The organism is Blastopirellula marina (genome assembly GCF_002967715.1).
In the GTDB taxonomy this organism is placed as follows: Bacteria; Planctomycetota; Planctomycetia; order Pirellulales; family Pirellulaceae; genus Bremerella; species Bremerella marina_B.
Window position 1 is genome coordinate 481297 of the sequence record NZ_PUIA01000016.1, and the last position, 24552, is coordinate 505848.

Below are 24552 nucleotides of genomic sequence, written 5' to 3' on the forward strand. Positions count from 1 at the left end.
GTCGGCTTAGCCTTGCAGCTTGGCACAAATGGCTGCGGCCATTTCCTGCGTGCCGACAGCGGTTGGGTCGTCGCGGTTTGGCTTGAGGTCGTAGGTGACGTTCTTGCCTTCGGCGATGACATCGGCAACGGCCGTTTCCAGACGCTTGGCAGCATCCGTTTCGCCCATGTGCTGAAGCATCAGCATGCCGGACAGAATGAGGGCCGTCGGGTTGACCTTGTTGAGGCCCTTGTACTTCGGAGCCGAACCGTGGGTGGCTTCGAACACGGCACCATTGGGGCCGATGTTGGCACCAGGGGCAACACCCAGGCCGCCGACAATACCGGCACCCAGGTCGCTGAGGATATCGCCGTACAGGTTCGGCAGAACGATCACGTCGTACAGTTCTGGCTTTTGGACCAGCTGCATGCACATGTTGTCGACGATGCGTTCTTCAAATTCGATATCTGGGTAGTCCTTGGCGACTTCGGTGGCCGTGGCCAGGTACAAGCCGTCGGAGTACTTCATGATGTTCGCCTTGTGAACGGCGGTGACCTTCTTGCGACCGTTCTTCTGGGCGTAGTCAAATGCACAACGCACGATGCGTTCGGTACCGCTGACGCTGATCGGCTTGATCGAAACGCCGGTCTCTTCGGCACCCGTCTTGATCTTGCGATCGGACGGCAGGCCATTGATGAACTCGATCAGCTGAGCCGTTTCAGGCTTGCCTTTCTCGAATTCGACGCCGGCGTAAAGGTCTTCGGTGTTTTCACGCACGATGACGATATCGACACCCAGCTCGCTGAAGTAGCTGCGAACGCCGGGGTAGTACTTGCAGGGGCGAATGCAGGCATACAGGCCCAGTTCCTGACGCAGGTAGACGTTGATGCTGCGGAAACCGGTCCCCACGGGGGTGGTGATCGGGGCCTTCAAGGCACACTTGGTGCGGCGAACGCTTTCGATGGTCGAATCGGGGATGGGCGTACCGATACGCTCCATCACGTCGATGCCGGCTTCCTGAACGTCCCAGTTGATGGCAACGCCGGTTGCGTCAACACACTTGCGGGCAGCTTCTGCCAATTCGGGACCGGTACCGTCGCCGGTAATCAGAGTGACTTCGTAGGCCATGAGGTTTTCCTGGCAGCTGAGGGATATCGTGGTTGCGATAAGCGATTTAAGGCGAATGGAACACCTTGCGTTAAAGAGCCCAAAATACCAGACCAACCGCCGGTGGTAAACCTAGTACCAGGACATGCCGCAGGATGTTCTGGCCTAGTTCTCTAGGGTGCCAGCCCCTGCCCGCCAGGACGCAGAGGCCCTCCAGGCACCCACCGGACAGTCCGTGCGCAGCAACATCCAGGCCCTCTAGCCCCTTGGGGGAGAGAGTTAGTGTGAGGGGCAACACGCGCACAAGAAGTCCTCACCATCTCCCTGAGAGGCGGAGGGGACAAGAGTTTCGCCAGCCCCAAAGGGGCGACCGTTCATAGCCAGGGGCGGCAGCCCCTGGAAAGCGATCACCCAACAAACATCTTAAGCCCTGAAAGGGCGGCCGAACCGGTGCCGGTGCGCGCACACTCGGCCGCCCCCTTGGGGCTTAGGACTCGATGTTGGTGGCACGGGTACCAGGGGCTGCCGCCCCTGGCTATTAACGGTCGCTCCGTTGGAGCTGACATTAGCCTGGCGGGCCGCGTTCGTTGGCGTGAGGCGTTTCGTGTTTAAACTCGACGGTCGGCTCGTCGATCGGCTTGGCAGATGACGCGTGAACCAACTCGCCAGATGAAACGTTGCTCAACATTTCGGACGACACACCAGACGATTCCCCGGGTGCCACGCCCAAGTCTGCTTGGGCGTGCGGAGCGCCGGTTGGCAGTTCGCTCGCATTACATGTCGGGACGTTCGCATTCGCTTCACTTAGCAAACGTGTTGCCGTTAGCGCCACTTGTCGTGGTTGCGTTTTGAAGGGCTGGAGCTCCGGGTTCAACTCGAACAACTCTTGCTCCAACCGATCCAACTCGGCCTGCTTCGCGCAGATCTCTCCCTGTAATTGCCGGTCCAGCTTCTGCAGGCGGTAATAGGTCCACGCATAGAGCCGCGCCAACTCGTAGGTCCACGCCTCTTCGGGCGGGCGTTTCATGCGTCGTAGTTGCCATTCCCGTTCGCGCGTGTTGTCGTCGCGTTCGCGCGGTGCTCGGTACGCAGGCGGTTTCCGCGGTTTCTTGGCCTGGGGAACGATCCAGGGAGGTCGCATGTCGGGGAACTGATGGGCCGCGACTTCGGGATCAATCGGTTCGACGAGCGGGTCTGCCCGGTACGTTAGCCGGTTGGGGTCTGGCACGTAGACGAACGGTTCCGGCGGCGGTTCTTCCTCTTGCGGAGGTTTGTGATCGCCCCGTTCTTCGGCCTCTTGCCGGGCAATCATTTCTTCCAGGGCCGCGCACGTTCGCCGCGGGTCCCCTTTGGGGGAGACGCGGACCTGGTTGGCCTGCTGGAAGATGGTCATCTCTTCGATCGGTCGATCGGGGATGACCATGAGCACCTCACCACAGCAGGGGCAGATGATGCGGTTCCCATCGCGCACGGCAACCTGCGGAGTCTGGCTGTGATGGCCAGCTCCGTGTGTTTCAGGTTGGGGGTCGGAATGGGACATTTTTCTTTTGGGTTGAGTGAAAACGGTGTTCGCACGCCCAAGCAGACTTGGGCGTGGTACCCGGGGGATCTGTTTCCGGGTCCTGGATTCGAGGGGGAATCGCAGGGGTTTCCCTAAGATATGTGAACATGTGTATACATGTCAAATGTTTGGGGGAGATTTTTTGGAAGATAGTTTTTGTGTGCTCTTATCCGCGTGATCCGCGGTTCTCTTTCTCTTTGAGAACTTGAGAACTTGAGAACTTGAGAACTTGAGAACTTGAGAACTTGAGAACTTGAGAACTTGAGAACTTGAGAACTGGTACTTGGTTTGCCCTTCACCCTGGCCCTCTCCCCGGCGGGGAGAGGGGACGGGATTGGGTAGATGCCGTTGCGGGCGAGGGGATCGGATGGGTGGAGTTACTTGCCGATACAGTACAACGCTTGGTTCGTGCGAAGGTAGATCTTGTTGTCGACCATGGCGGGGCTGCCGTTGGCGATGGACTTGTCTTCTTCGAACTCGTTGATCTTGATCAGCTTGTACTCGGGCTTGGCGTCGATCACGTAGGTGCCATTCTCGCGCGTAACATAATACAGCTTGCCGTCGGCCACCACGGGCGAAGCGTAGATCAGTTTCGGACGGGGTTCCATCCGTTCCTGGTAGACGATTTCGCCAGTCTTCGCGTCGGCACAGTAGGCAATCCCTTTGCTTTCGCTGGCCCAGTACAAATGGCCATCGTGGTAGGTGGGGGACGAAACGTTCGAGCCTTTGTCGATTTCCCAAACCAAGTGGCTGTCGGTCACGTCGCCGTTGCCGCCGGTGCGAATGGCGATCGTCGTGTTCTTGCGAGCCCCCATGGCAACGATCATGTCGTCGCCAATCGGAATCACGCTGGGGCAGATGTAGTCGTCGATCCCCTTCGAGTGCCACAGTTCTTCACCGGTGGCTGGGTTCAGGCAGCGCACCGCGCCTTGTTCGCTATAGATCAGTTCGTCGCGTCCGTTGGCTTTGACCAGGATCGGTGTGTTCCACGAGCGGTTGACCCCTTCGTGCTTCCACACCTGGTTGCCGGTCTTCTTATCGAGAGCGACGATCGCGTTTCCTTCGACGCCAGCGTTCAAGATGACCAGGTCGTCGTACAGGACCGGCGAGTTGGCGGTGCCGAAGCCGTGGGTCTTGTCCCCCAGGCTGACCGTCCAGCGGTGCGTGCCGTCGAGATCGTAGGCAGCGGCTCCGGTGGTGCCGTAGTAAACATAGATTCCGGTGTCGTCGACGATGGGGGTGCTGGAAGCGAAGCCGTGCAAGGCGACGAATCCGCTGAAGTCGCCGGTGTGCTCGGCGTCGGCGGGGATTTCTTTATTCCACACGATCTTGCCGGATTGCTGATCGATGCAGACGAGATTCCGCTTCAGATTGGCTTTGTCGCCGGGTTCTTCTTCGTTGAGGCCATAGCCGGTGTAACAGGTCACGTAGATGCGATTGTTGTAGACGATCGGGCTGGAAGCACCTGGGCCGGGCAGGTCGGTCTTCCAGACGATGTTTTCGGTGTCGCTCCACTGGGTGGGAACGGTCTGGTCACTGGCGATCCCGGCCTGGGATGGTCCGCGGAAGCGAGGCCAGTTTTCTGCTTGCAGCGGCAGTGTCAGGAAGACAACGGCAAGGAGGCAAAGTAGCTGGGCAAAGTTACGAGGCATCAACCGATTCCTTTTAAGGGCAGGGGAGCTAGTTGGACCACATGCTGTGAGGTACTGCGATTATAGCGCTTCCCACGGCGCGTCAAAACCTGACTCGTGAGGTGTTTGCTGGAGCAGGGGATAAAATGATTGTGGCTGAGAAGGGTTCGGGCTATGCTGACTCGGCACTAGTAAGTTGGTCGTTTTCGGGGAACTCAACATGGGTTTTTCCTTTCGCAAGTCGTACACGTTCGGTCCTTTGCGGGTCAATTTCAGCAAGTCTGGGATCGGGTTCTCGTTTGGCATGAAGGGACTGCGTGCCGGGTATAGTGCCAACGGGCGGAAGTACGTTTCGGCGAGTGTGCCAGGTACGGGTGCACGGTATTACAAGTCGACCAAGTCCCTTTCGGGCCTGTGGAACCAATGGTTCGGCGGCGAGGAAGAGGAAGCGGAAGAGACACCGAAGAAGAAACCAGCGAAGAAACTGACCAAGAAAGAATCATTCTGGTAAAGGCCCCCCACGATGCAAGCCAAGTTCATCCGAATCTTCCGCACGTCGAGTTCAGAACGCTTTCTGCTGCACGATAATGGCAGCGCAGAGATGGGCATGATCGACCTCCATTTCCTGGCCGATGGAACCGTGGCCGGCAACCTGTTTCTGGTCGCATCCAAGGTGACCGATGAAGCGGGCATTCGCGCACTGTTGGAACAGATCGACGAACAACTGGTCCCAGCGGCCAGCATGGAAGACGCGAACCTCTCGTTCACGGTCACACAAGGGGAACTAGTGGGGACGTTTTCTAGTACCGAAGACTAAGAGGGATGCGCTACAGAGAACACCGAGTCGTAGGATGGCTACACCTTCTTAGTTGATAGCCATCTTGGCCTTGATTCACGTTATTCCCCACTTCAAGAAAGCTGTCCGACCAGGGCGTCGGTAGCCATCCTGCGATGATCGGCGGGTGAATATTCTTGCATCCTCTTTGCCAAACCGTTCAACTAGAGCTTGCGCGGATGTTCGGATCACTCCGTTTCCCCCTGTATGCCCAAAGAGGAGATGCTCATGCGACGCTTGTCGTTGGTTGCTGCCACTAGTTTCTGTGTGATGCTGTGTGCCAGCGCTGTTTATGCGGTGGACCTGCCAGGTTTTTCCGTTGGTGAGGTTAGTTTGAAGTCGGCCGGGCCCCTTTCGTTTGCCCCGGACAACGTGCTGATTGTCGGCGATCCGAAGGCCGCCACCGTCTATGCCGTTCAGTTGGACAAGACCGCGACCAAGTCGCCGGAGAAGTTGGAACTGCCGATTCCGGATGGAATTGAAGTGGCCGACTTGGCTGTCAGCCCTGATACGGGCGTGATCTATCTTTCGGTGACCGAAAACGGCAAGGCCAGCATCGTGAGTGTCAACGGCGACAAGCTGGAACCGGTTGCCCTGGACAAGGTGAAGCGGGCCGTGGCTCAGCTGGCCAATGCCCCGGAAGACAAGGTTGTGGGGGAAGGTCGTCGTCGGGGAAATCCTCGTGAAGAGTCGATCACCGATATCGCTTACGTCGACAACCAGGTGATTGTGACTGGTCGTGTGACCGGCGATGCGGCGGCCGGCGTGCATTCGATCGCCTATCCGTTCCAGGAACAAGGCAGCGCCATGCCGATCGAAATCTATCACGCCGCGCATGGTCGTTATGAAGACGACGCCGTGGCCCGCGTGTTCGTGCCGTTCACCATCGATGGCAAGCCGCACTTGCTCGCTGGCTTTACCTGCACGCCGCTGGTGAAGTTCCCGCTGGGTGAAATTGCCAAGGCGAAGCAGGCCTACCGCGGAACGACCGTGGCCGAACTGGGCAACCGTAACAAGCCGCTGGATATGGTTGTGTACGAAAAAGATGGTCAGCAGTACCTGCTAATGGCCAACAGTGCTCGTGGCGTGATGAAGGTCAGCACGAAGGACATCGAACGCGAGGAAGGCCTGACTGAACCAGTCAAAGGGGGCGGCACCGCCGGTCAAACCTTCGAGGCGATTGCCTGGGAAGGGGTTGTGCAACTGGACAAACTGAACGATACGACCGCGGTCATTATCACCAAGGCCGAAGGTCAGCCGGCTGTCTTGAAGACGGTTGATCTACCGTAAGGTTTTTCTAGTGCAGACGCTGCCGGCCAGGCTGGCAGCGTCTGCGCTATTTCTACCTCAGGTGCTAGCACTCTTGCAGCCCTGTGTCGGTTGTAGCGATTCCCCCACAACGATGGTATTAGGAACCGCGTAATCTTCGCCGGCCGATTCAGAGACGTCTCTTCTGACGCCGATACGATTACTGATTTTCCCCTCTCGCATTCCCGTGAACGCCCGTTCTTTCGATGCATCGGAGGCATCATGCGCAGGACATTTTCGACGAGTCTACTAGCGGCCTCGCTGTTGTGCTTTGCCGGCACCAGTGCGATGGCTCAGCAATCGGTTGCGTTTCCCGAAACGGTTTTCGGAGAAGAAGCACCCATCGCGGGCGAGCAGTACGCTGCCGCCATCGATCAGGTTTCGTACTACGACTCTTGCGGAATGTCTTGCGGTGACGTCGCTATGGGATGTGGCGATTGCTGCATGGAAGCTCCCCACGATTGTCTGTGGAGCCGCAGCCAGCTGACCGGCGACTGGCACGGGCATCGCAGCTGTTTGGCCGATTGCGGTATTACCGTGAATGGGGCCTTTACGCAGTTCTATCAAGGCCCTGCCAGCGGCGGCAACGAGCAGGTCTTTCGCTACGGCGACAAGTTCGATGTGTGGGTCAACATGGATATGGGCAAGATGGGCCTCTGCGAAGGGGGCACGCTCACGATGCACGCCGTCGATTGGCAATTGGGCCAGAATGCGATCGTGGATGCCACCGGGCTTGCTCCTGTGAACACGGCCATGCTGTTGCCGAAAGTCGGTGAGCCAACGTTTGCCACGACCAGCGTGCAGTACACGCAGGCACTTGGCGGTGGCTATATGATTACCGCAGGTCGCATCAACATGCTTGATCTGTGGGCGACGTTCTATCCGGAATACGGGCTGGGCTTGGATGGCTTCATGAACACGTCGATGATTCTTCCTTTGAATGTGATTCCCAGCTTGCCGCTGGTCACCAATGGTGCCGGAATTATCAAGGCCGGCGAACGTGGCGTCGAGCGTGCGCTGCTCGTGTTCGAGAGCCAATCAAGCCCTACGACTGTGGGCATGGATTTTCCTAACGGCGTGACAATTGTGGGGGCCGTCCGAAAGTACACCGACTTCTTCTGTCAGCCGGGCTCGCATACGCTTATTGGTGTTTATGCGACGGGTGATTACACCTCGTACGATACCTCGGGCTGGATTGTCGTTCCTGGCAGCGGCGTGACTCCGGCTTCCAAGCAGGGAACGTGGGTCGCTGGTTACCTGGGGCAACAGCAACTGTGGTCGGATCAATGCAATCCGGCTCGTAAGGTGAGCATGTTTGGCTACATCGGTTTCTCGGACCCGGATAACAGCCCTTACCAGTTCACGACGAGCCTGTCGGTCGAAAAGTTCGGGCCGTTTGCCTGCCGTCCGAACGACAGGGCCGGGATCGGGTACTTCTACAACGGGCTGAACTCCGACTTCCAGAACACGGTTAGCCTGGTGACCCCAATCGGTGACATCTACGGCGGCGAAGTTTACTACAACGCCGAGATCACCCCCTGGTTCCACCTGACGACCGATCTGCAGGTGATTCACCCTGCCGTGAATGCCAATGACACGGCTGTTGTGTTGGGTCTGCGTGGTAAGCTGGCGTTCTAAGCTGAAATCGCAGTGAACAAATTCGAGAGCCTCGCGTCTGATTGACGTGGGGCTTTTTCGTTATGTTCTTGAATTCAGCGAATGACCATTGGAGGCTAATCATCAACGATATTAGCGAGCATCTCGATTCCCTCAGGTGCCTGGTGGGCAACATTGTCGAGCAGCACCCGTATGGTGAAGGTGGGCTGGAAACTCGACGCGGTACAAAGCACTTCTCACCAGGCACGAAAGTCTACTGTTTACCTGCGCAGTGGGGTGATGGGTACGAACGCGTGAAGGTGATCGGGCGTCATCGTGGGTCGAAGGATTTTGTCACGATGGTTATCCCGTCCGCGCACATCACGAATTGGCGTGCCAAGGTTGTGTACAACCCTGAGGTGATTCGCCGTTTGCGGACGGCAACGGATGAAGACTGGCTGCCGATTTGGCGATCGAAAGAGGAAGTCGAAAAGTACGTGGCATCGCTTATTCAGTGGGAACAAAGACGCGATACGCAGGACGGAACTACTTAGATGGCTCCTCGGTTCGCGTTAGGTAGATCTCGTAGCGTTCCAGGTCGTCGCGCTGGAACTGGTCGCGGTCAAAGAGGAACTCCTCGGAGTACTTGCCTCGGTTCACTAGGACGATCTCTACATCGTAACGTCCCGGTTCGATTTCCAGTGTGCATGGTTCGTCAAACGACCAGAGATTCACCGGTGACTTTTCGATGGTCAGCGTGTTGGCGTAGATGTTTTCTGGCTTCACGCCATGCATTGGCTGGCGATCGACCCAGATATCGACGCGGATCCCAGTGGGGTCATCTAGGGAATAGAACTCGAGGATCTCGTTGCCGATCATTCTTCCGCCGTTGGCGTAATCTTCTTCGGTGAACGCCATGTCGAGATAGGAGGAGGACGCATCGAGGCGTGCCAGGTAGTCGTCGTAACTGCCCAGGCAAACAGGGGCGGGGTCCATGTAGAGACTGAACTTCCCATCGGGCGAATCGGCGGTTCTGGTTTGTTGGTACTCTTTCCAGGCCGGTAGGACTTCATGGTCTGGCTGCGGTTGATCCAGCAGTTTCAGAGAGAAGAAGAACTGGTCGACTTGCCGCTGATCGAACTGGGACAGTGTCTTGCGCGAGAAGACGACGCCGTTGAGCCAGTAGCCGTCGATGTTGATCAGGTAATCACCCTGGCTGACGAAGTGATCGTTCTTCACGACACGCAGGTAACGATAGACCGTCAGTCCCTTGGCTTCGCTTTCGGTAGAACTGGAATGATACGTCTCTCCCCCTTGCCGGATGATGCGGCGAAGTGCCAACTCGGTGTTGATGAGCGCCTCGCCGGTGATTGGGGTCAGGGTGGCCATCCACTGATCATTGAATACGGATAGCTGGTCTTTCGTATGGACGTCAATTTCAAGGTTCGAGCGATCGAAGTCCAAGCGAAGCAGATCGACTTTCGGTTTTGCCTGATCCAACTTCATGGTGGGATCGACCGGCATGTCGCAGCCTACGAACAAGGCGATCAGGCAAAGTAGCACGAGCGGAAGCCACATCGTGACGGACAAGCCGCCGGGGAGTTCAATTCTGTGGTTCACGACGGGGTAACTTCCAGGGAGGTTGAACTTGCTTCGCTATCGGGGCGAGGAACGCTACGGTCCCATAATTTGTACCAGCGATAAAGTAGCGGCACATAGAGGCAGGCGGCCAGAATGTGCGACGGGATGCCAACGGCGTAGGAGATCACGAAGAAGTTGGCCCCCAGGAAGTAAAAGCCGGTGACCCAGATGATCCACAGGATCATGCCTGGGATGGCGAGCAGGGCGGCGGGTTTCAGGCTGACGTAGAGCACTTCGTCCCACTGCTTGGGATCGGTATTCCGCGCGACGATCGAACGGATCGTTCGACTCAGGAATTCGAGAACCGGTACGAACGCAAACCAACAGACGACCGCAATGAGTCCGATCCCCACGCTGCCGGCGGCGAACTCTGTAAGGTCGAGCATTGAGGGGGCCGGAGTGCCGAGATACAACGTCCTGCCGTGGACGCAAAAGCAATAGAAGTTAAACACGCCAGCGAGCGTCAATAAGGCGGTTGCCACACGCACCGACTTCAATGCTTCGCGTCGTAGTGGCGGTTGCGTTTCGAGAGGCGCACTCTCTGCTTGGGGTGAATGATATGGATTCGTAGACATGCAGGTCGAAGCTTCTGACGGTTGATGACGAGGTATGATCCCTGCTTTCTATCAGGATCTTGATGGAGATACAAAAAAAGAGCCCCGCATCGATTGGATGCGGGGCTCTTTGATTTCAAATGGGAACTGGCGAGGAAGGACTAGCCTTCGTCGCTTGAATCGCTCCCTTCGCCGCCACTGCCGGCACCGACTGCGTGTTCGGCTTCTGGTTCCTGGATCGAACCTTTGAAGTCCAAGCGAGTCAGTTTGCCTTCATCGTTGGCGATGGCGTCGACCGTGATCGTATCCTGGCCTTGGAACTCGCCCTTGAGCAGTTCCTCGGACAGTGGATCTTCGATCGAGTTTTCGATCGCACGGCGAAGCGGTCGGGCACCAAAGTCTTGGCCCTTGTCCGACTGGTGGCTTCGCTTGATGATCAGTTCCTTGGCGGCGTCGGTCAGGACGAGGTTGTAGCCACGTTCGACCAGACGTTCGCGAACCTTGGCCAGTTCCAGGTCGATGACCTGCTTCAGGTCTTCCTTCGTCAGGTGATGGAAGATGATGACCTGGTCCAAGCGGTTGATAAATTCAGGGCGGAAGACCTTGCCGATTTCTTCTTCCACGCGAACCTTCATGCTTTGGTATTCGGCACCTTCGTCAGGAGCCTGGAAACCGAAAGCCGATTCGTTCTTGATCGCGCCGGCACCAGCATTGGTGGTCATGATCAAGATCACGTTCCGGAAGTCGACGTTGCGACCGAAGCTATCGGTCAGGCGGCCTTCTTCCATCACTTGCAGGAGCATGTTGAAGACGTCCGGGTGTGCCTTTTCGATTTCGTCGAGCAGCACGACCGCGTAAGGACGACGGCGAATCTTCTCGGTCAGCTGACCACCTTCTTCGTAACCGACATAGCCTGGAGGGGCACCGATCAGACGGCTGACGTTGTGCTTCTCCATGTACTCGGACATGTCGATTTGAATCAAAGCGTCGGCATCACCGAACATGAATTCAGCGAGGGCCTTGGCCAGCAAGGTTTTACCGACACCGGTCGGGCCTGCGAACACGAAGGTGCCCGTGGGACGCTTCGGATCTTTCAGACCGCTACGGCTACGGCGAACCGCCTTGGAGATCGCCTTGATGGCGTCGTCCTGGCTGATGACCTTCTTATGCAGTACGTCTTCCATCTGCATCAGACGCATGCTGTCTTCAGTCGACATACGTGTCAGAGGAATGCCGGTCATCTTGCTGACGACTTCGGCGATCACTTCTTCGTCGACCACACCGTCTTTCTGGCGGCTCTTGGCTTGCCATTCTTTGACGATGTCTTCCTTTTTCTTCTTCAGCTTGTCGGCCTGATCACGCAGGGAGGCAGCCTTCTCGAAGTCTTGATCGGCGACGGCCTGTTCCTTCTTGCGGTTCAAGGTTTCGACTTCTTCGTCGATTTCCTTGAGATCCGGCGGACGGGTCATCACGCGAAGCCGCACACGGGCACCTGCTTCGTCGATCACGTCGATCGCCTTATCAGGCAGGCAGCGTCCGGTGATGTAACGATCGGAGAATTCAGCCGCGGCGACGATGGCGTCGTCGGTGATTTGAACATTATGGTGTTCTTCGTAGCGATCCCGCAGACCCTTGAGGATCTCGACCGTTTCGTCCTTCGAGGCCGGATCGACCTGGATTTCCTGGAAACGTCGAGCGAGGGCGCTGTCCTTTTCGATGTACTTGCGGTACTCGTCCAGGGTGGTCGCACCGATACATTGGATTTCGCCACGAGCCAAAGCAGGCTTCAGCACGTTGGCTGCGTCGATGGCACCTTCGGCACCACCGGCACCGACCAGGGTGTGAAGCTCGTCGATGAAGAGGATCGTGTTCTTGGCACGACGCACTTCGTTCATCACGGCTTTGATGCGTTCTTCAAACTGACCGCGGTACTTGGTACCGGCGACCATCATGGCCAGGTCGAGCACGACGATTCGCTTTTCGGCCAGCAGTTCCGGCACGTCGCCGTCGATCACGCGTTGGGCGAAACCTTCGACGATGGCTGTCTTACCGACACCAGCTTCACCCAGCAAAACCGGGTTGTTCTTGGTACGGCGGCAGAGAACCTGAATGGCTCGTTCGATTTCGCGTTGGCGACCGATGACCGGGTCGAGCTTGCCTTGCTTGGCCAGTTCGGTCAGGTCGCGACCGAAGCTATCCAGGGCAGGGGTCTTGCTCTTGCTGCCTTTGCCGGGGGTGCCACCAGGTTCGGAAGTACCGCCAGGCTCGCCACGACCTTCGCGGCTGCTGTCCCCTTCCATACCGTGGCCCAGCAGGTTGAGAACTTCTTCGCGAACGTCTTCCAGCTTCAGACCCAAGTTCATGAGAACCTGAGCGGCGACGCCTTCCTGTTCTCGCAGAAGACCCAGCAAGATGTGCTCGGTGCCTACGTAGTTGTGGTTTAAGTTGCGAGCCTCTTCCATCGAATACTCGATGACTTTCTTGGCCCGGGGCGTTTGCGGCAACTTGCCCATGGTCACCATGTCGGGACCAGACTGGACGAGCTTTTCGACTTCAAGTCGAATCTTCCGCAGGTCGACTTCCAGCGTCTTCAAGACGTTGGCAGCCACGCCGCTACCTTCTTTGATCAAGCCCAGAAGGATGTGCTCGGTGCCGATATATTCGTGGTTGAACCGCTGGGCCTCTTGGTTGGCCAGCTGCATCACCTTGCGAGCACGATCTGTAAATCGTTCGTACATGGTCATCCGTCCTCATATCGAGTTGGCGACTGCATCAACTACTGTCGTTCCAACTCTATGTTGTCTCACAATTACGCGGCTTCCGGTAGGCTGGGTTCGCCTCTCTCCGCGTTTTGTTCACCCAAGTTTGTTGTCGAAGGTTTGGATGCTTCGACGTGGGCTTCCGATTCCCCCTCTTCTCGATCAGCGAGAAGCTGCTTTTCGCGATGGATTTCAAACCACCAACGTCGGCTTGCATCGAGCCGCTCTAATTTTTCGAGCGTCTGATGTGCTTCATCAAATTGCTTCGTATGCCGCTTCAGCGTCGCTAATAATAGGAGCGCCTCCGCGTCATCTGGCTCGCGCCGTAGAAGCCTCAGTAATACTGCCTCGGCTTGGTACCATTGACCTTTTAAATAGGCAGTTTGGGCGCTTTGGTAGAGTTGGTCGATGGTGGCATCGATGGCATCCCAACTGCCAGAGGCAATTCGGAAGCCCATCCACCCTGCGTTTATTAGCCAGAAGCCAAGGACGAAATACCAGAGTCCACTACGAACCCAGACATTTCCCAGCTCTGGCCAAACTCCTTTGGATACCAGCGCCGCATTCAATAGCAGCGTGAATCCTAGAGCCCAGACCAGTCCAGTCCAGCGCCCGCGTACCCAAAGCTCGCTGAGCCCCGGCCACAGGCAGGTAATCCATGGCGTTGATAGCATCCTTACTATTCCATAATGTGCGGAAGGCAACTGGGAATTCAGGCCTGATCCGCTAGGAAACGCCGGGGAATTGTAACTTCAGAAACCAGGGGGAGCAAGGTAAGTCGGCAGAGTGCTTGCAGTTAGCTAAACTAGGAGCATCCCGCAATCGTTAATAGCCCATCATTCGGTGAGTAATTCTCCTTTCCCGAGCCTGAAAACCGGCCGAAAACGCACCAATTGCCTGGGCAAATCTATCCGCATAACCAGTAAGTTCATGACCGACCCCAATATTCCGGCCGATGGCGGCTTACCGCCGACGATGGACATTTCGCTCTGGCGGACCTTGGACGCCGCCGCCAACCGGGCCAGCGAAGGGCTGCGAGTCATCGAAGATTTCGTCCGTTACGGTCAGAACGACGTTTTCCTGACGACCGAACTGAAATCACTGCGGCATCAACTGGACAGTACCCTCCAGCGATTCGATCGGTTGCAGGCGATTACTTCGCGAGACACCTTTGGCGATGTGGGAACGACCGTGCAAGGGAAGCTGGAACATGCTCGCTCTGGCTGGTCCGATCTGCTGACGGCTAACTTCAAACGCCTACAACAAGCCCTGCGTAGCCTGGAAGAACATGCCAAGCTGATCGACGGGGAGGTCGCCGCCAATTTCGAGCGAGCGCGTTACCTCGCCTACTCGCTGGAAAAGATGGTGATGACCACGGTCGCCGCCAGCGGTGTATTTCCTGAAGTATCGATCTACGTTCTGACCGACGGCTGGGCCGATGGACAGTTGTTCGACACTTTTGTGGCGCAACTGGTCGAAGCGGAAGTCGAGGTCATCCAACTACGTGATAAGAACCTGGACGACCGCACGCTCCTGGTCCGCGCTGAACTGCTGCGAAAACGAACCGCTGGCACCACCACGAAGATGATCCTGAACGACCGAGCCGACCTGGCCAAGGTCAGCGGTGCTGACGGGGTGCATGTCGGTCAGGAAGAACTAACGGTAAGTCAGGCTCGTAGCGTGCTGGGCATAGGGAAGCTGGTAGGCGTTTCGACCCACAGCATCGACCAGGCCCGGCAAGCGGTTCGCGATGGAGCCGACTACATCGGCATCGGCCCGACCTTTCCCAGCGGGACAAAAACGTTTGATGCGTTTCCCGGCGTCGATCTACTACGCGAGGTAGCCGGCGAGATCACGCTGCCTGGGTTTGCGATTGGCGGGATCGATCTTGGCAACGTGGCAAAAGTGTCCGCGGCCGGTATCCGGCGTGTGGCTGTTTCAGGGTGCGTTTCGAAGGCGGATGATCCTGGGATGGTGGTTCGTCAGCTGCGAGAGAAGTGCCAAAATATGTAGTGAAGAGAACGCACTCGTGAAATGCAACTAGCGATTCCTGTTGGTTAATGTTCAAATAAATTTGGTTGCTACGGTTCGAAGAAGTGTATTTCGGTTCGAGGTTCTGGTTACTTAGAAATGGACGATCAGGATGAAACGCAGGGAAGAAACAAGTGACCAGATGTGGACTTTTGCTGAATTCTTTTCAGGTATTGGTCTCGTACGAATGGGGCTTGAGGACGCTAGTTCGCGTTGGAAGTGTTCCTTCGCGAATGATTTCGATCCGGTTAAATGCGAAATATACCGAAACCACTTCGCTCGGAAATCAGATGAGTTGATGGAATGCGATGTTAATGCGTTGCAAATTCAACGAGTGCCCGTAGTAGATCTCGCAACTGCGTCTTTCCCATGTACTGATTTGTCGTTGGCTGGTTCAAGGATGGGGCTTCATTCTGGGCAGTCCTCAGCATTTTGGGGATTTGCAAGATTGTTAGAGAGCATGACGACGCGAAATCGTCCCCGGCTAATAATGCTTGAAAACGTCACGGGCCTTCTAAATTCTCATGGAGGAGAAGACCTAAGGACGTTACTGCGGTCTATTAATAGTCTGGGCTATTCAGTAGATCCATTTATTCTTGATGCGAAGTGGTTTGTGCCACAGAGTCGGCCAAGGCTCTTCATCGTGTGCGCAAAGAAATCATTTTCAAGGAATTTACTGCGTCTTTACCGCAGGGTGGAAGTTGGGCCGTTGCGATCTAAGCAGCTTGCGGAATTCATTTCACAGACGTCTGGCGACATTGAGTATCGTGGTCCGCAATTACCACAGCCTGAAGTTTCAAACGCTATGTTACCAAGTGTTATTGAAGATCCCCCGGATGAACATAAGGATTGGTGGAATACGGATCGACGTGATTATTTATATGATCAAATGTTTGAGCGTCATCAGTCTTGGGTCCAAGAGTTTATAGGTTCATCGCACTATCATTACGCAACTGCTTTTCGGCGAGTTCGTCCACAGCCTGATGGTTCAAAGAGGTCGATGGCAGAATTGAGAACCGATGGGATAGCTGGTTGCCTACGAACACCTAAGGGCGGGAGCGGGCGTCAAATCCTGGTTCGTGCTGGAAAGGGTAAATTGGCCGTTCGGTTAGTGTCTCCTCGTGAGTGTGCTGCCTTAATGGGAGCGAGGGGCTACAATCTCGACGGTGTATCAGCATCTAACGCTTACTTTGCTTTCGGAGATGGGGTCTGTGTCGATGCCATTAGGTGGATTTCTAAAAATTACTTAGAGCCATTGCTGCATCTTGTTGACGGACGAAAATATTTAACGACTGGCTCAAATGGACGTTCAAAAATTTCGCGATCTACAACTTCGGCAACTAACTAACGATATCGGCGTGTACGCGCTCTGTGATCTAGATGGAATTCCGATTTATGTTGGCCAATCCACAGATGGAATTCGATCGCGAGTACGAAGGCATTTGACCAGTGCAAGAAGTGATGTGATTGCAAACAGGCAGATCGATGTTTGGGAAGTCGCATTCGTATGGGCATGGCCAGTGCAAAAAAAGGAGTTGATTAGTTCGATTGAGTCTTGGCTGTTCAATGAGTTCGATAACCAGTCACGACTGATGAATGGGTCGACGTTGAATTCCCCCTCCGAAAAGCCTGAGATTCCCGAAAAGCTCACGCTGAGTGTTCTAAGCGAGGAAGAGATAACAAGACGAAAAGAACCAAGGCTTCGATTTCCAAGGCAAGTTCAACAACTTGCAATCTTACTGGATTACATTCTAGAAACGTCTGATAAGGCACATTTGCGACGATCGTTGATGGCACACTTTGAGAGATTGGAGCGATACTATCAAGGCTTTATTTAGTCATCAGCGGAAGAGTGATTTGTGTTTGCGGAGTGAATCTCGCGTCGTGGTTGAAGAAACGAGTAAATGCCCACTGAAACCATCCTTCAAGTCCCTGTCTTCAGCGATCTCGCCAATCTCGCGTTCACCCTGCGCCGGGAAGTCTTCGTTACCGAGCAAGGCGTGCCAGCCGAAGGGGAGCTCGACGAGTACGACATGACGGCGGATCACTATGTGCTGGTTCGGGATGGGGACGTGGTGGCGACGTCGCGGGTGATTCATAAAGAAGAAGGGTGCAAGCTCTCGCGGTTTGCCGTTCGCAAGGCGGTGCGCGGTCTGGGGGTTGGGGGGAGGATGATGGCGTTTGTGCTTGCCGACCTGAAAGCGAAAGGGAAACACCGCGTCTTTCTGAGTGCCCAGTCCGACAAGATCGGGTTCTACGAGAAGTACGGCTTTCATGCCTACGGCCCGGAGTATTACGAGTGCGATATCTTGCACCGGATGATGCAGAACTGGGACGACTTGTCTGGTGCGGAAGCGTGAGATTCATCGCTTGGTGTCCAGGTTAATTCTTGCGTGAGCCGTGCGAATTTGCTTGAGACTGCAAATACTAGCAAGATAGAATTCAGATACTGCTGCCGCACCGGTGATGGAATTCTGAAATCCGATATCGCCTGAGTTGGTGCGCTGATCGTCTTCTTGATTTCGGTTCCGAAAGTTCGTTCGATGGACGCACTTAGCTGGTTTGCCTTAGGGCTCATCTTTTTTGTGATCTTAGTGTTGTCGTACGGAATCATCGCTCTTCACGATGTCCCGTATCACATTGCCAAGGCACGCAATCATCCACATCAAGACGCCATACATGCGGGCGGTTGGATCAGCTTGTTCACGCTGCATGCGATTTGGCCTTTGTTGTGGGTGTGGGCGTATTCCTACGACCCGGAAACAGGCTACTTCGGCCGGAAGATCGAGGGAGAGATAGTCAGCACGACGCAAGAGCTTCTGGAGGAAATCGATGGGGAGAAGTTGAAGGCCTTGGAGCAGCGCATCACCGAACTGGAAGCCAAGCTGGCCTCCCACGAGACAAACGCAAACACTGAGCCGCCGGCGGAGGAAAAGTAAGATGGACATCCTTATCATGCTGACGTACGGTGCCATCACGATCGTGGTCTTCAAGCTATTCAGGGTACCGGTCAACGGGTTTACGGTCTTAACGGCCGTGTTGGTAGGCGTGGGGATATTGTCAGGCCTGATGCTGGCAATGAATTACAACCATCCATACACGCGCATGGGGAGGTTCTATTTCCACACGACACCAATTGTTCCCGAAGTTCGCGGGAACGTGATCGAGGTTGCCGTAAGTGATGCCCAAGAGGTCAAAAAGGGAGATCTCCTTTTCAAAATCGACCCGGTTCCGTTTCAAAAGATCGTCGATCAGAAGCGTGCGCAGTTGGCCGCGGCCACGCGTCGAGCGGAACAGTCTAAAGTGAATTTGGTCGCCTATGAAGAGGCATTACATGCTGCCGAAGCAGAACGAGATGCCGCCAAGGATGTCTATGAACGCGATATCAAGTTGCGGGAAAGCAATTCGGTCTCGGAACAGGCACTTGAACAGGCACGGCAGACCTATCTGGGGTCGGTCGCTTTGGTGAGCCGGTCCAAAGCCGAACTCGAAACGGTGCGTTTGGAGGTCGAGTCGATGATCGATGGTGTGACCCCTGAAGTCGCCGAAGCGAAAGCCAATTTAGAAGCCGCGGAGGTGGACCTCGAGAATACCGTCGTGCGAGCGCCGACCGACGGAAGAGTGCTTCAGGTGATGCTCAGGCCTGGCATGATGGCGGTGCCACTTCCCCTGAAGCCGGTCATGATTTTCAGCCATAGCGAAAACCGATTATTCGTCGGATCGTTCCTGCAAAATAGTGCCCAGCGTATCGAGGTGGGGGACGAAGCCGAGGTCGCGTTTCCAGCCGCGGCCGGGTACATCTTCAAAGGAAAAGTAAAGACCATCGCATCCGCTGTGGCTCCCGGGCAGTTGCAGCCAAGTGGCAATATGATTGATGCGGAACAAATCCAGTATGACGGTCGGCTTAACGTGGTGATTGAGTTTGACGAAGGGGAGCTCGATGATTTCCGAATTGCTGACGGCTTTACGGGGGAGGTCGCCGTTTACAGCCAGTATATGAAAGAGACGGCTGTGGTTCGTCGCATACTGATGAGGATGAAGTCGTGGACGAATTTTGTCTTCTCCGACGGCCATAGTTTACCCAATGCCCACTGAGGTTCTGCCGTGGGGGGCAATAATTCTTACAGGCTTGACGCGGAATCTCATTGATTCTCGTTTCATTTTGGGTCAACTTCAAAGCTGCCTTGCCGCGGAACTCTCTGCTGTCCCATCTCATCGTGCTTGCGAGAACCCTTCATGTTGCGACTGCTCGTACTTGGTTTCGTCTTACTCGCCCCTGCGTATCTGAAAGCCAGCGATCGCCCGAACATCGTGTTGATCATGGTCGATGACATGGGCTTTTCCGATATTGGCCCCTATGGCAGTGAGATTTCCACCCCCAATCTCGAATCGCTGGCAAAAGCTGGCGTTTGTTTCTCGCAGTTCTATAACACGGGGCGTTGCTGCCCGACGCGAGCCTCGCTGCTTACCGGGCTTTATTCGCATCAGGCTGGTATCGGCTGGATGACAACCGACCAGCACGCACCGGGGTATCGAGGTCAGCTTTCGGACGACTGTGTGACAATCGCCGAGGTCTTGCGACATGCCGGCTACTTCACGGCGATGACCGGTAAATGGCATGTCGGTTTTAATCACGGCAGCACCCCTTGGAAACGAGGCTTCGATCGGAGTTTGAACTTGCCGGCTGGCGGTATTCATTTCTCGAACCAAACGGGATCGAAAGGGGGCTCGAAACTGTATCTCAATGGTGAGGAGGTCGCACGCGACGATCCGCAGTTCGATCCGCCGTGGTATGGAACCGACATGTGGACCCGGCAAGGGGTGAAGTTCATTGACGAAGCGATCGAGCAAGACAAGCCATTCTTTTTGTACATTGCTCACACAGCACCTCATTTTCCGTGCATGGCCCCGGAAAAAACGATCGCCAGGTTTCGCGGCAAGTATATGCAAGGGTGGGACAAGCTGCGGGAAGCACGGTATGCCCGGCAGCTTGAGTCAGGCCTGATCGATAAAGCATGGCAGTTGGAACCTCGCCCCGAACCGATCCCTGCTTGGGAGTCGCTTTCGCAAGAGCAAAAAGTTCGTTACGACGACATGATGGCCATTTATGCCGCGATGATATCCGAGATCGATCAGAGTGTCGGCGACCTGGTCGCTGCTTTGAAAGAGCGAGGGGAACTCGACAATACGTTGATCCTGTTTCTTTCCGACAACGGCGGCAATGCCGAGTCTGGCGTCGAGGGGCACTACGACGGCGACTCGCCCGGCGATCCTCATTCGAACGTCTTCATTGGCCGCTGTTGGGCTCATTTGAACAACACCCCGTTTCGGCTCTACAAGCATTACAATCACGAAGGAGGCATCGCGACTCCGCTGATTGCGCATTGGCCGAAAGGAATTCCCGCCAGCTTGGAAGCGTCGTCTGGATGGATCGACACGCCGACCCATGTGATCGACATCATGAGTACCTGCGTCGATCTAGCTGGGGCGAAGTATCCCGAGACGATCGGTGATCGCACGATTACGCCAATGGCCGGGCAAAGCTTGAAGCCGCTGTTCACCGCGGAAGGAAGCTTCCCTCAGCGGGCACTCTTCTGGGAGCACGAAGGGAACGCGGCCATCCGAGTGGGAAACGAGAAGCTCGTTCGTCAGGGCATTCGAGGTGACTGGGAGTTGTTCGATTTGGGTAAAGACCGTACCGAGCAGGTCAACCTGGCCGAGAGCCAGCCGAAGAAAGTCGAGCAGATGCGAAAGCAATGGCGACAATGGGCGACAACTTCCGACGTCATGCCGAAGCCAGAGAAGCCTGCGAAGAAGGGTAAGAAGTAGTCTTGCCTGCGCTGAAGATTATGTAACGGCGACTATAGCTGCTCCGATTGTAAGTCCAACTGGATTCAACGGATCGAAGCAGAGGTGATCGCCGATTTCTTGCCGAGAATGCGAGCGAGGCCGTTCCGATCCCATCCAGGCTTCATCGGAACTTTACAATCTCTGAACACGGTATCCATCCTCACGCGATAGCTTAATGGGCTTAATAGGACGTTAATGTCATAACTGGCTTCAATTACCGTGAAGTAGTCGTGTGAAGGCTGCCCGTGGAGTTGTCTCAAATTTCGGAAAATGCTCATCTTCCCAGGGGTGGAATCTTTATCTCCGGGTACGAAGAAATCACAATCCTTGTCGTCGACGACACGGCGGTTGATCGTGCGCTGGTTGGGGGCATTCTGCAAAAGAATAATTCCGGTAATCTGACGATCCATTTTGCCGAGAGTGGTGAAGAAGCCCTGGAGATGGTTGCCTCGGAAGAGCCAGACGTGGTGTTGACCGACCTGCGGATGCCAGGCATGGACGGGCTGGAACTGGTCAAGGCGATGCGTTTCGAGTTCCCGTTCATACCATGTATCTTGATGACCGGGCACGGTAGCGAAGAGATTGCCGCCGAGGCCCTGCGGCAAGGGGCCGCGAGCTATGTGCCCAAGACGGACTTGATCAAGAAACTTGCGTCGACGCTGATCAACGTGCTGGCATCTGCCCACCACGAGCGAGTTTCGCGGCGCTTTGATGACTGCTGGCTGGAAACGACCTCACACTTTACGCTCTCGAATGACGCGAGTCTGATTGGAGCCGTGACGGGGCACGTTCAGAACTACCTGCAGAAGTTTCGCAGTGTGCCGGAGAACGAACTGGTTCGTCTGGGTGTTGCCCTGGATGAAGCGCTGCGTAACGCTATGTTCCACGGCAACTTGCAGTTGGAATCTGAATTGTGGGCAGTCGATCCTGAGAAGTTCTATGCCGAAGCCGAACGGCGGCAACAGGTCGATCCGTATCGCGATCGAACGGTTCACTTCACGTTGACTTGCCGCCGCGAAGAAATCCGGTTTGTGATTCGCGACCATGGCGTGGGGTTCGACGTGAAGGGGCAGGCATTCGATCCGGCCGATCCGACGCAGCTAACCCGGCCCAGCGGACGAGGGCTGTTTCTGATTCGTACGTTCATGGACGAGGTTAACTTCAATGAAGTCGGCAACGAGATCACAATGATCTTCCGTCCCAAGATGGGGGACTGTCTGGCCTTTGATGAGGTATCGATCTAGGTTGATCGATCCGGTTAACTTCTGACCAGTTCAAAAATCTTTCGTTAATCCAGCCGCCCTGCTGGCGGTTGCTGACCGAGAACACGAGATCTCGTCAACGTGTTCCCGGTAGCCAAGTGCCATGGTAAATGCATTGATGCGTTGCCGCCTTGCTTCGGGATTTGCCAAAACTGAATTTTCATTTGTAACCCAAAGGTTAATCGCTATGGCTTTCCCTAAGATTGCTCTCGCTGCTCTGTGCTCTCTTGTTTTGGTTTGCTCGACTTCCTTCGCGGCTGATGCGAAGAAGGACATCGTCGACACGGCCGTTGAAGCCGGTTCGTTCAAGACGTTAGTTGCGGCCGTTTCGGAAGCTGATCTGGTCGCAACGCTGAAGAGTAAAGGACCATTTACCGTCTTTGCCCCGACGGACGAGGCCTTTGCCGCCTTGCCTGAAGGTACCGTGCAAGCCCTGCTGAAGCCTGAGAACAAGGAAAAGCTGGTCAAGATCCTGACCTATCATGTTGTGCCCGGCAAGGTTATGGCAAAGGATGCGATGAAACTGAAAGAAGCCAAGACGGTCGAAGGCTCGACGATTGATGTCCAGGTAAAGGATGGCTCGGTCATGATCGACGAAGCCAAGGTCGTCAAGGCGAACATCGTTACCTCGAACGGTGTGATCCACGTGATTGATAAGGTCATTATGCCGTAGTGCTGATTTCAACAAACGAGAAGACCGAAGTCCCATGCGACTTTGGTCTTTTTCTATGCGCACAGTGAACGGGCTTACTTGTTGTTGGCGACCGGGCGATTGTGTAGTAGTTGATCGGAACCCCATCCACCGAGGATCGCGGCCGGCAAGTACAAAGCCAGATCGATCACGACAAACCAGAAGGGAAACGCCATCGAGATGGCATTGATGATCCCCATCGCGGTGAAGAGACCGCCAATGGCCAGCGATTCTCGCCATACTTTGCCCCCTTCAATCAAGCGTCCGCAAGCTGCCCCGCTGAGCGAACCGCCAGCATGAGCCAGCCAAACCAAAACAAATGCAGTGAAGGGGAGGGAAGCGATGTGTTGGCCGAAAGCTTCAGCATCGCTCGGGTCGTTAACGTCAATTCCAGAGGGGAGCGGGTACATCAAAAAACAGGGGGTCAACAACAAGACCATCATGGCCATGCCGACAACGACACCCAAAGGAATGGAAACAATGGCCCGTAAGGTTGCCATCATGTTGGTCGCCGCTCCAGGTGGAAATGCGGCCTCGTGTATTGGGGGAGGGGAGGACGTCGCGAACTGATAATCCCTCGCGACGTGAATTTGGGTGGGATTCGTCGGACAATTATCGACGGGGCGAATGCTTTCGATAATAGCATTCCTGCGGATTGCGGTAAATTGTTCGCCCCTGGCTGACTGGTCCATTCTTGCTAGCAATCGCAGCTAATAAGTGTGCGAATAGTTTCTCTAATCGTTACAACTTACTGAAGCCGCAGGGTGCGTTTCGTCGATGATGAGAGAGACGAAGCGGCATAGCGCTATCGTGAACCCAATGCTAGCACGGAAAGAAAAGCACTTTGGCCACAGGGACGGCTGAAAACTCGAACGGCGACCAGCAGCACGAGCCAGGCTCGGTGTTCGCCGCAATCCAATTGGCCCTTTTCAATTGGCTGGCTGACTGGGGTGCCGTGGCAATCGACTGCGTAGTCGCCGTTGGGGAGCTAACTCTCTTTGCCTGGCGAACCATTGTCTGGACGTTTGGCCGTTTGCCGAAGCGTGAAACGCTGCTCCCTAGCTTCTACCAGGTCGGGGTGATGAGCCTGCCGGTGGTTGCGCTGACGGGTACGTTCATCGGGATGGTGCTGGCCGTTCAAAGCTACTACCAGTTTCGCGAGTTGGGTCTGGAAACCCGGCTTGGGGCTGTCATTAATATGTCGCTGGTACGTGAACTGGGACCAGTGCTGGCCGCCACCATGCTGGCCGGCCGGGTCGGTAGTGCCATGGCGGCTGAACTGGGAACGATGCGCGTGACCGAGCAGATCGACGCGCTGACCTCGATGGGGGCCAACCCCATTCATTACCTGGTGGTGCCCCGTGTGCTGGCCATGCTGCTGTTGATCCCGGCCTTGACGGTGATGGCCGACTTTATGGGATTCGTGGGGGGCTATTTCTATAGCGTGATTATCATCGGTATCGACAAGCACTTTTACCTGTATAACTCGCAGGTGTTTGTCGGCTCGTGGGATATCTTCTGTGGGCTGTTCAAAAGTGTCTTCTTCGGAGGGGTGATTGCCCTGGTCAGTTGCCATCAAGGGTTCTACTGTACCGCCGGTGCCGAAGGGGTTGGTAAGGCGGCGACGAATGCGTTTGTGTACTCGTTCGTCCTGATTCTGATCATCGACCTGGTCCTGAACATTGGGCTAGAACGCGTTTACATGTCGTTGTGGCCAGATGCCATCGTATCGATCGGAGGTGGCTAG

Annotated in this window: 23 protein-coding genes; 15 read left to right on the plus strand and 8 right to left on the minus strand. The window is 55.5% G+C overall.

Going from position 1 to position 24552, the window contains the following annotated elements; all coding sequences use genetic code 11:
- Positions 1 to 6 precede the first annotated feature (6 nt).
- From C5Y96_RS03740 to C5Y96_RS03750, 3 genes are all read right to left on the minus strand, one after another.
- Positions 7 to 1107 carry an isocitrate/isopropylmalate dehydrogenase family protein gene (locus C5Y96_RS03740; protein WP_105350192.1) on the minus strand — a complete coding sequence of 367 codons (1101 nt, stop codon included), beginning with the start codon at positions 1105 to 1107 and terminating at the stop codon, positions 7 to 9.
- Between the two features lie 544 nt (positions 1108 to 1651).
- Positions 1652 to 2626 carry a hypothetical protein gene (locus C5Y96_RS03745; RefSeq protein ID WP_146115501.1) on the minus strand — a complete coding sequence of 325 codons (975 nt, stop codon included), beginning with the start codon at positions 2624 to 2626 and terminating at the stop codon, positions 1652 to 1654.
- A gap of 398 nt (positions 2627 to 3024) precedes the next feature.
- Positions 3025 to 4299 carry a PQQ-binding-like beta-propeller repeat protein gene (locus tag C5Y96_RS03750; RefSeq protein ID WP_105350194.1) on the minus strand — a complete coding sequence of 425 codons (1275 nt, stop codon included), beginning with the start codon at positions 4297 to 4299 and terminating at the stop codon, positions 3025 to 3027.
- A gap of 199 nt (positions 4300 to 4498) precedes the next feature.
- On the opposite strand from C5Y96_RS03750, the gene C5Y96_RS03755 reads away from it, so the two are divergent.
- The 5 genes from C5Y96_RS03755 (at position 4499) to C5Y96_RS03775 (ending at position 8571) form a co-directional block, all read left to right on the plus strand.
- Positions 4499 to 4789 carry a DUF4236 domain-containing protein gene (locus tag C5Y96_RS03755; protein ID WP_105350195.1) on the plus strand — a complete coding sequence of 97 codons (291 nt, stop codon included), beginning with the start codon at positions 4499 to 4501 and terminating at the stop codon, positions 4787 to 4789.
- Positions 4790 to 4801: 12 nt separating this feature from the next.
- Positions 4802 to 5095: a hypothetical protein gene (locus C5Y96_RS03760; protein ID WP_105350196.1), complete on the plus strand. Its 294-nt coding sequence runs from the start codon at positions 4802 to 4804 to the stop codon at positions 5093 to 5095.
- Positions 5096 to 5341: 246 nt separating this feature from the next.
- Entirely contained in the window at positions 5342 to 6403 is a 1062-nt protein-coding gene (locus C5Y96_RS03765; protein WP_105350197.1) for a hypothetical protein, read from the plus strand.
- 240 nt (positions 6404 to 6643) lie between these two features.
- A complete protein-coding gene (locus C5Y96_RS03770) occupies positions 6644 to 8059 on the plus strand; it encodes a carbohydrate porin (protein WP_105350198.1) in 1416 nt (471 codons plus the stop codon).
- A 62-nt stretch (positions 8060 to 8121) separates the two neighbouring features.
- The gene (locus C5Y96_RS03775; protein ID WP_146115502.1) at positions 8122 to 8571 is read left to right on the plus strand and encodes a hypothetical protein; all 450 of its coding nucleotides are present in this window, start codon (positions 8122 to 8124) and stop codon (positions 8569 to 8571) included.
- Here C5Y96_RS03775 and C5Y96_RS03780 read toward each other — a convergent pair.
- The 4 genes from C5Y96_RS03780 to C5Y96_RS03795 all read right to left on the minus strand — a co-directional run bounded on the left by C5Y96_RS03780 (position 8564) and on the right by C5Y96_RS03795 (position 13645).
- Positions 8564 to 9637: a hypothetical protein gene (locus tag C5Y96_RS03780; protein ID WP_105350200.1), complete on the minus strand. Its 1074-nt coding sequence runs from the start codon at positions 9635 to 9637 to the stop codon at positions 8564 to 8566. The two genes, C5Y96_RS03775 and C5Y96_RS03780, sit on opposite strands and share 8 nt — an antisense overlap.
- On the minus strand, positions 9634 to 10233 hold the full coding sequence (locus tag C5Y96_RS03785; RefSeq protein WP_146115503.1) for a hypothetical protein: 600 nt from the start codon (positions 10231 to 10233) through the stop codon (positions 9634 to 9636). Before C5Y96_RS03785 ends, C5Y96_RS03780 begins: the two co-directional genes overlap by 4 nt.
- A 140-nt stretch (positions 10234 to 10373) precedes the next feature.
- On the minus strand, positions 10374 to 12950 hold the full coding sequence (locus tag C5Y96_RS03790) for an ATP-dependent Clp protease ATP-binding subunit (protein WP_105350912.1): 2577 nt from the start codon (positions 12948 to 12950) through the stop codon (positions 10374 to 10376).
- A gap of 71 nt (positions 12951 to 13021) precedes the next feature.
- Positions 13022 to 13645, minus strand: a complete 624-nt coding sequence (locus tag C5Y96_RS03795) for a tetratricopeptide repeat protein (RefSeq protein WP_105350202.1) — start codon at positions 13643 to 13645, stop codon at positions 13022 to 13024.
- Between the two features lie 256 nt (positions 13646 to 13901).
- Between C5Y96_RS03795 and C5Y96_RS03800 the strand changes: the two genes are divergently transcribed.
- The 9 genes from C5Y96_RS03800 (at position 13902) to C5Y96_RS03840 (ending at position 22787) form a co-directional block, all read left to right on the plus strand.
- Positions 13902 to 14984: a thiamine phosphate synthase gene (locus C5Y96_RS03800; protein WP_233198760.1), complete on the plus strand. Its 1083-nt coding sequence runs from the start codon at positions 13902 to 13904 to the stop codon at positions 14982 to 14984.
- 130 nt (positions 14985 to 15114) lie between these two features.
- On the plus strand, positions 15115 to 16350 hold the full coding sequence (locus C5Y96_RS03805; protein WP_233198762.1) for a DNA cytosine methyltransferase: 1236 nt from the start codon (positions 15115 to 15117) through the stop codon (positions 16348 to 16350).
- Complete coding sequence (locus C5Y96_RS28095) at positions 16304 to 16840, plus strand: GIY-YIG nuclease family protein (protein WP_105350204.1); 537 nt, start codon at positions 16304 to 16306, stop codon at positions 16838 to 16840. The genes C5Y96_RS03805 and C5Y96_RS28095 overlap by 47 nt, the downstream gene beginning before the upstream one ends.
- A gap of 66 nt (positions 16841 to 16906) precedes the next feature.
- Positions 16907 to 17362: a GNAT family N-acetyltransferase gene (locus tag C5Y96_RS03815; RefSeq protein ID WP_105350205.1), complete on the plus strand. Its 456-nt coding sequence runs from the start codon at positions 16907 to 16909 to the stop codon at positions 17360 to 17362.
- A gap of 183 nt (positions 17363 to 17545) precedes the next feature.
- Positions 17546 to 17941 carry a DUF3302 domain-containing protein gene (locus C5Y96_RS03820; protein WP_105350206.1) on the plus strand — a complete coding sequence of 132 codons (396 nt, stop codon included), beginning with the start codon at positions 17546 to 17548 and terminating at the stop codon, positions 17939 to 17941.
- 1 nt (position 17942) lies between these two features.
- The gene (locus C5Y96_RS03825; protein ID WP_105350207.1) at positions 17943 to 19097 is read left to right on the plus strand and encodes an HlyD family secretion protein; all 1155 of its coding nucleotides are present in this window, start codon (positions 17943 to 17945) and stop codon (positions 19095 to 19097) included.
- Between the two features lie 141 nt (positions 19098 to 19238).
- Entirely contained in the window at positions 19239 to 20831 is a 1593-nt protein-coding gene (locus C5Y96_RS03830; RefSeq protein WP_105350208.1) for an arylsulfatase, read from the plus strand.
- A gap of 266 nt (positions 20832 to 21097) precedes the next feature.
- Positions 21098 to 22096, plus strand: a complete 999-nt coding sequence (locus C5Y96_RS03835; protein ID WP_199188624.1) for a response regulator — start codon at positions 21098 to 21100, stop codon at positions 22094 to 22096.
- A gap of 205 nt (positions 22097 to 22301) precedes the next feature.
- On the plus strand, positions 22302 to 22787 hold the full coding sequence (locus C5Y96_RS03840; RefSeq protein WP_105350209.1) for a fasciclin domain-containing protein: 486 nt from the start codon (positions 22302 to 22304) through the stop codon (positions 22785 to 22787).
- Between the two features lie 74 nt (positions 22788 to 22861).
- On the opposite strand, the gene C5Y96_RS03845 is transcribed toward C5Y96_RS03840, so the two are convergent.
- Positions 22862 to 23308 (minus strand): hypothetical protein, encoded by a 447-nt coding sequence (locus tag C5Y96_RS03845; protein WP_105350210.1) that lies wholly within the window; start codon positions 23306 to 23308, stop codon positions 22862 to 22864.
- A gap of 410 nt (positions 23309 to 23718) precedes the next feature.
- Between C5Y96_RS03845 and C5Y96_RS03850 the strand changes: the two genes are divergently transcribed.
- Positions 23719 to 24552, plus strand: a complete 834-nt coding sequence (locus C5Y96_RS03850) for an MlaE family ABC transporter permease (RefSeq protein WP_233198814.1) — start codon at positions 23719 to 23721, stop codon at positions 24550 to 24552.

Excerpts from the sequence above, each read along its gene's own strand:
- C5Y96_RS03740 (WP_105350192.1), bottom strand. The coding sequence starts at position 1,107 with ATGGCCTACGAAGTCACTCTGATTACCGGCGACGGTACCGGTCCCGAA.
- C5Y96_RS03795 (WP_105350202.1), bottom strand. The coding sequence starts at position 13,645 with ATGCTATCAACGCCATGGATTACCTGCCTGTGGCCGGGGCTCAGCGAG.
- C5Y96_RS03785 (WP_146115503.1), bottom strand. The coding sequence starts at position 10,233 with ATGTCTACGAATCCATATCATTCACCCCAAGCAGAGAGTGCGCCTCTC.
- C5Y96_RS03790 (WP_105350912.1), bottom strand. The coding sequence starts at position 12,950 with ATGTACGAACGATTTACAGATCGTGCTCGCAAGGTGATGCAGCTGGCC.
- C5Y96_RS03800 (WP_233198760.1), top strand. The coding sequence starts at position 13,902 with ATGACCGACCCCAATATTCCGGCCGATGGCGGCTTACCGCCGACGATG.
- C5Y96_RS03815 (WP_105350205.1), top strand. The coding sequence starts at position 16,907 with ATGCCCACTGAAACCATCCTTCAAGTCCCTGTCTTCAGCGATCTCGCC.
- C5Y96_RS03750 (WP_105350194.1), bottom strand. The coding sequence starts at position 4,299 with ATGCCTCGTAACTTTGCCCAGCTACTTTGCCTCCTTGCCGTTGTCTTC.
- C5Y96_RS03845 (WP_105350210.1), bottom strand. The coding sequence starts at position 23,308 with ATGATGGCAACCTTACGGGCCATTGTTTCCATTCCTTTGGGTGTCGTT.
- C5Y96_RS03805 (WP_233198762.1), top strand. The coding sequence starts at position 15,115 with ATGAAACGCAGGGAAGAAACAAGTGACCAGATGTGGACTTTTGCTGAA.
- C5Y96_RS03755 (WP_105350195.1), top strand. The coding sequence starts at position 4,499 with ATGGGTTTTTCCTTTCGCAAGTCGTACACGTTCGGTCCTTTGCGGGTC.
- C5Y96_RS28095 (WP_105350204.1), top strand. The coding sequence starts at position 16,304 with ATGGACGTTCAAAAATTTCGCGATCTACAACTTCGGCAACTAACTAAC.
- C5Y96_RS03840 (WP_105350209.1), top strand. The coding sequence starts at position 22,302 with ATGGCTTTCCCTAAGATTGCTCTCGCTGCTCTGTGCTCTCTTGTTTTG.
- C5Y96_RS03775 (WP_146115502.1), top strand. The coding sequence starts at position 8,122 with ATGTTCTTGAATTCAGCGAATGACCATTGGAGGCTAATCATCAACGAT.
- C5Y96_RS03765 (WP_105350197.1), top strand. The coding sequence starts at position 5,342 with ATGCGACGCTTGTCGTTGGTTGCTGCCACTAGTTTCTGTGTGATGCTG.
- C5Y96_RS03770 (WP_105350198.1), top strand. The coding sequence starts at position 6,644 with ATGCGCAGGACATTTTCGACGAGTCTACTAGCGGCCTCGCTGTTGTGC.
- C5Y96_RS03760 (WP_105350196.1), top strand. The coding sequence starts at position 4,802 with ATGCAAGCCAAGTTCATCCGAATCTTCCGCACGTCGAGTTCAGAACGC.
- C5Y96_RS03830 (WP_105350208.1), top strand. The coding sequence starts at position 19,239 with ATGTTGCGACTGCTCGTACTTGGTTTCGTCTTACTCGCCCCTGCGTAT.
- C5Y96_RS03820 (WP_105350206.1), top strand. The coding sequence starts at position 17,546 with ATGGACGCACTTAGCTGGTTTGCCTTAGGGCTCATCTTTTTTGTGATC.
- C5Y96_RS03745 (WP_146115501.1), bottom strand. The coding sequence starts at position 2,626 with ATGTCCCATTCCGACCCCCAACCTGAAACACACGGAGCTGGCCATCAC.
- C5Y96_RS03825 (WP_105350207.1), top strand. The coding sequence starts at position 17,943 with ATGGACATCCTTATCATGCTGACGTACGGTGCCATCACGATCGTGGTC.